The sequence below is a fragment of the Pseudomonas sp. 2VD genome (assembly GCF_005503585.1).
GTDB classification, from domain to species: domain Bacteria; phylum Pseudomonadota; class Gammaproteobacteria; order Pseudomonadales; family Pseudomonadaceae; genus Pseudomonas; species Pseudomonas aeruginosa.
Window position 1 is genome coordinate 1 of record NZ_SCND01000431.1, and the last position, 4,527, is coordinate 4,527.

Here is a 4,527-nt window from a genome sequence, read left to right on the forward strand (position 1 = left end):
GCATTCGCCCCGGCCCGAGGCGCCCGTCGCGCAACCCGAGCCTATCCTTGCTGCCGAGCCCGAGCCCGAGCCCGAGCCCGAGCCCGAGCCCGAGCCCGAGCCCGTTGCGCCGCTGGCCGCCGCTCCGGCAGTCAGCGAGCCGGCGACCAGGCCGGGCTTCTTCGCCCGCCTCCGGCAGGGGCTGTCCAAGACCAGCGCCAGCATCGGCGAAGGCATGGCCAGCCTGTTCCTCGGTCGCAAGGAAATCGACGACGACCTGCTCGACGACATCGAGACGCGCCTGCTGACCGCCGACGTCGGCGTCGAGGCCACCACCCTGATCGTGCAGAACCTGACCAAGCGCGTGGCGCGCAAGGAGCTGGCCGACAGCGGCGCGCTGTACAAGGCGCTGCAGGAAGAGCTGGCCAGCCTGCTGCGCCCGGTGGAGCAGCCGTTGCAGGTCGACGTCGCGCGCGAGCCCTATGTGATCCTGGTGGTCGGGGTGAACGGCGTGGGCAAGACCACCACCATCGGCAAGCTGGCGAAGAAGCTGCAACTCGAGGGCAAGAAGGTCATGCTGGCCGCCGGCGACACCTTCCGCGCTGCCGCCGTGGAGCAGTTGCAGGTCTGGGGCGAGCGCAACCGCATCCCGGTGATCGCCCAGCACACCGGCGCCGACTCCGCCTCGGTGATCTTCGACGCGGTGCAGGCCGCCAAGGCCCGCGGCATCGACGTGCTGATCGCCGATACCGCCGGACGCCTGCATACCAAGGACAACCTGATGGAGGAGCTGAAGAAGGTGCGCCGGGTGATCGGCAAGCTGGACGAGACGGCGCCCCATGAGGTCCTGCTGGTGCTCGACGCCGGCACCGGGCAGAACGCCATCAACCAGGCCAAGCAGTTCAACCTCGCGGTGGAGCTGACCGGCCTGGCCCTGACCAAACTGGACGGCACCGCCAAGGGCGGGGTGATCTTCGCCCTGGCCAAGCAGTTCGGCCTGCCGATCCGCTATATCGGTGTCGGCGAGGGGATCGACGATCTCCGTACCTTCGAGGCCGACGCCTTCGTCCAGGCACTCTTCGCAGAGCGGGAGAACGCATGATCCGCTTCGAGCAGGTCGGCAAACGCTATCCCAACGGCCACGTAGGCCTGCACGAGGTGTCCTTCCGCGTGCACCGTGGCGAGATCCTCTTCGTCACCGGCCACTCCGGCGCCGGCAAGAGCACCCTGCTGCGCCTCATCCTGGCGATGGAGCGACCGACCAGCGGCAAGCTGTTGCTCGGCGGCCAGGACCTGGGGCGCATCACTACCGCGCAGATCCCTTTCCTGCGCCGGCAGATCGGCGTGGTGTTCCAGAACCACCAACTGCTCACCGATCGTACGGTGGCGGACAACATCGCCCTGCCGCTGCAGATCCTCGGCATGCCCAAGCCGGAGATCGCCAAGCGCGTGGCCTCGGCCCTGGAGCGGGTGAACCTGAAGGAAAAGGGCGAGGCGTTGCCTTCCGACCTTTCCACCGGCCAGCAGCAGCGGGTCGGCATTGCCCGCGCCATCGTCCACCAGCCGGCCCTGCTGCTGGCGGACGAACCCACCGGCAACCTCGACCCGCGACTCGCCTCGGAAATCATGGGCGTGTTCGAGGATATCAATCGCCTGGGCACCACCGTACTGATCGCCAGCCACGACCTGGCCCTGATCGCCCGTATGCGCCATCGCATGCTGACCCTGCAGCGTGGCCGGATCATCGCTGACCGTGAGGACGAGGCCTGATGAGCGCCAACGATCTTCCCCGTGGCCCCGAAGAGGGCGCACCGGAACGCAAGACCCGCGAGAAACCGAGCCAGGAACAGACCGACTGGAGCGGCTCGTTCAGCGCCTACCTGGAAAGCCATCGCGCCAGCCTGGTGGACAGCCTGCGCCGGTTGTTCGGCCACCCGTTCGGCAGCTTCTTCACCTGCCTGGTGATGGGTATCACCCTGAGCCTGCCGATGGGCCTCTCGCTGCTGCTGAACAATGTCGAACGGCTCGGCGGCTCCTGGCAGCGCGCCGCGCAGATCTCCCTGTTCCTCGACCTGAAGACCAGCGAAAACCAGGGTCAGGACCTGCGCGAGCAGATCGAACGCCTGCCGGACGTGATCGAGGCCCAACTGATCAGCCGCGAGCAGGCGCTCAGCGAATTGCAGGAACAGTCCGGCCTGGGCGAAGCGCTCAAGGAGCTGCCGGAGAACCCGCTGCCGCCAGTGATCTCGGTCACGCCCAAGCAGATCGACCGGGCCGGCCTGGAAGCGCTGCGCCAGCAGCTCGCGGAGCTGCCTCATGTGCAGCAGGCGCAGCTCGACCTGGTATGGGTCGAGCGCCTGAGCGCGATCCTCAAGCTCGGCGAACGCTTCGTCTTCGGCCTGACCATCCTGCTGGTGCTGACCCTCTTGCTGGTGGTGGGCAACACCATCCGCCTGCACATCGAAAATCGCCGTAACGAAATCGAGGTGATCAAGCTGGTCGGCGGGACGGACGGTTACGTGCGCCGGCCATTCCTGTACATGGGCGCGTTGTACGGCCTGGGCGCGGGCATCCTGTCCTGGGCGCTGCTGGCCTATTCGCTGAACTGGCTGAACGGTTCGGTGGTCAACCTTTCAGGGCTGTACGGCAGCGACTTCGGCCTGCAGGGCGTGCCGCTGGACGACGGCCTGTCGCTCACCGTCGGCGCGGTGCTGCTTGGCTGGGTCGGCGCCTGGCTGGCCGTGGCCCGCCACCTGCGCGAGCTGGCGCCGCGCTGAGGACAGGGGAATCACGACCGGCCGGCGGGTCGCTGTAAAGGAACTTATACACCCGCTTGCAGTCAGATATCCGAGTGCTACACTGCGCGAGTTTCGTGAATCGGAGGATTCGCATGACCACTTCTTTGCAACCTGTACATGCCTTGGTTCCAGGCGCAAACCTGGAAGCCTACGTGCACTCGGTGAACAGCATTCCGCTGTTGTCGCCGGAACAGGAGCGTGAACTGGCCGAACGCCTCTTCTATCAGCAAGACCTGGAAGCGGCGCGGCAGATGGTGTTGGCGCACCTGCGCTTCGTTGTTCATATCGCCAAGAGTTATTCGGGGTACGGCCTGGCCCAGGCCGACCTGATCCAGGAAGGCAACGTCGGCCTGATGAAGGCCGTGAAGCGTTTCAACCCGGAAATGGGCGTTCGCCTGGTGTCCTTCGCCGTGCACTGGATCAAGGCGGAGATCCACGAGTTCATCCTGCGCAACTGGCGGATCGTCAAGGTCGCCACCACCAAGGCGCAGCGCAAGCTGTTCTTCAACCTGCGCAGCCAGAAGAAGCGCCTGGCCTGGTTGAACAACGAGGAAGTCCATCGCGTCGCCGAGAGCCTGGGGGTCGAGCCCCGCGAAGTGCGCGAGATGGAAAGCCGCCTGACCGGCCAGGACATGGCGTTCGACCCGGCCGCTGACGCGGACGACGAGAGCGCCTACCAGTCGCCGGCGCATTACCTCGAAGACCACCGCTACGACCCGGCGCGCCAGTTGGAAGACGCCGACTGGAGCGACAGCTCCAGCGCCAATCTGCACGAGGCGCTGGAAGGCCTCGACGAGCGCAGCCGCGACATTCTCCAGCAGCGCTGGCTGTCCGAGGAGAAGGCCACGCTGCATGACCTGGCGGAAAAGTACAACGTCTCCGCCGAGCGTATCCGGCAGCTGGAAAAGAACGCCATGAGCAAGCTGAAAGGGCGGATTCTCGCCTGATCACCGCGCCTCGCGAAAACCGCACCCCGCAAGGGTGCGGTTTTTTTCTGCCCGGAGGAATCCCATGCCGCGCAATACCCGCTGGCTGTTCTACCTGTCGCTGGCGGTCCTGACCTTCGTCGTCGGCGCCTGGCTGGTCCGTACGCCGGAACCGGCACGGCCGTTGCCGTGGCTGGCCGACTGGCAGGAGCAGGTGCTGGCGCCGTTGGCGGACAACGCCCTGACCCTGCGCCAGCTGCACGACGCGGTGGATGGCGAGCTGTGGGTGGACCCGCGCCTGGATGGCGTGCGCCTGGCCTTCCGTGGCCGCCTGCTGGGCGATGGCGGCCCCTGGCAGGTGGAAGGCGAGCTGGGCCTGAGCGCCGAGGAGCAACTGAGCCTGCAGCGGGCATCCGCGTTGCAGCCTGGCAGCGCGCCGCAGCCATTGAGCGCCGGGCTGGAAGGACAGTTGGGCGACAAGCCGATCGTGGCGCTGAGCATGATTCCCGAAGGCAGGGTCGGTGCCGAGCGGCTGCTGGCCAGTCTCGGCCAGCCGCGCCTGCGCCTGCAACTGGCCCAGGGCGAGGCCTGGGTCTATCCGCAACTGGGCCTGACCGCGCACCTGCCGGACGACGACTTGCGGCTGATGCTCGCGGTGCCGCGCCAGGCCCTGGAAAAACCGCCGCGTTGAGCTTTCAGCGCTCCAGGCGCAGCAGGTAGTCGTCGCCGCCCAACTGCCACATCTGCTGGCGAATCCAGGCCGCGCGCTGGCGCACGTAGGGGCCCGGCCTGGCCGCGCTCCATTTCAGCGGGCTGGGCAGCAC

Annotated in this window: 5 protein-coding genes and 1 pseudogene; 5 read left to right on the top strand and 1 reads right to left on the bottom strand. The window is 67.1% G+C overall.

The window, feature by feature from the left end; genetic code table 11:
• The 5 genes from ftsY to FFS27_RS28980 all read left to right on the top strand — a co-directional run.
• On the top strand, nt 1–1,081 hold a 1,081-nt coding region (gene ftsY / locus FFS27_RS28960), incomplete at its 5' end, for a signal recognition particle-docking protein FtsY (protein WP_137952384.1).
• Nucleotides 1,078–1,749 (top strand): cell division ATP-binding protein FtsE, encoded by a 672-nt coding sequence (ftsE, locus tag FFS27_RS28965; protein WP_003084505.1) that lies wholly within the window; start codon nt 1,078–1,080, stop codon nt 1,747–1,749. The genes ftsY and ftsE, both read left to right, overlap by 4 nt.
• Entirely contained in the window at nt 1,749–2,756 is a 1,008-nt protein-coding gene (gene ftsX / locus FFS27_RS28970; RefSeq protein ID WP_003084508.1) for a permease-like cell division protein FtsX, read from the top strand. Before ftsE ends, ftsX begins: the two co-directional genes overlap by 1 nt.
• A 113-nt stretch (nt 2,757–2,869) precedes the next feature.
• Nucleotides 2,870–3,724 (top strand): RNA polymerase sigma factor RpoH, encoded by an 855-nt coding sequence (gene rpoH / locus FFS27_RS28975; RefSeq protein WP_003084510.1) that lies wholly within the window; start codon nt 2,870–2,872, stop codon nt 3,722–3,724.
• A 64-nt stretch (nt 3,725–3,788) separates the two neighbouring features.
• Nucleotides 3,789–4,394, top strand: coding sequence for a hypothetical protein (locus tag FFS27_RS28980; protein WP_003084511.1), 606 nt, complete (start codon nt 3,789–3,791; stop codon nt 4,392–4,394).
• 4 nt (nt 4,395–4,398) lie between these two features.
• On the opposite strand, the pseudogene mtgA reads toward FFS27_RS28980, so the two are convergent.
• Nucleotides 4,399–4,527, bottom strand: a pseudogene (mtgA, locus tag FFS27_RS28985) (monofunctional biosynthetic peptidoglycan transglycosylase); the annotation flags it as partial.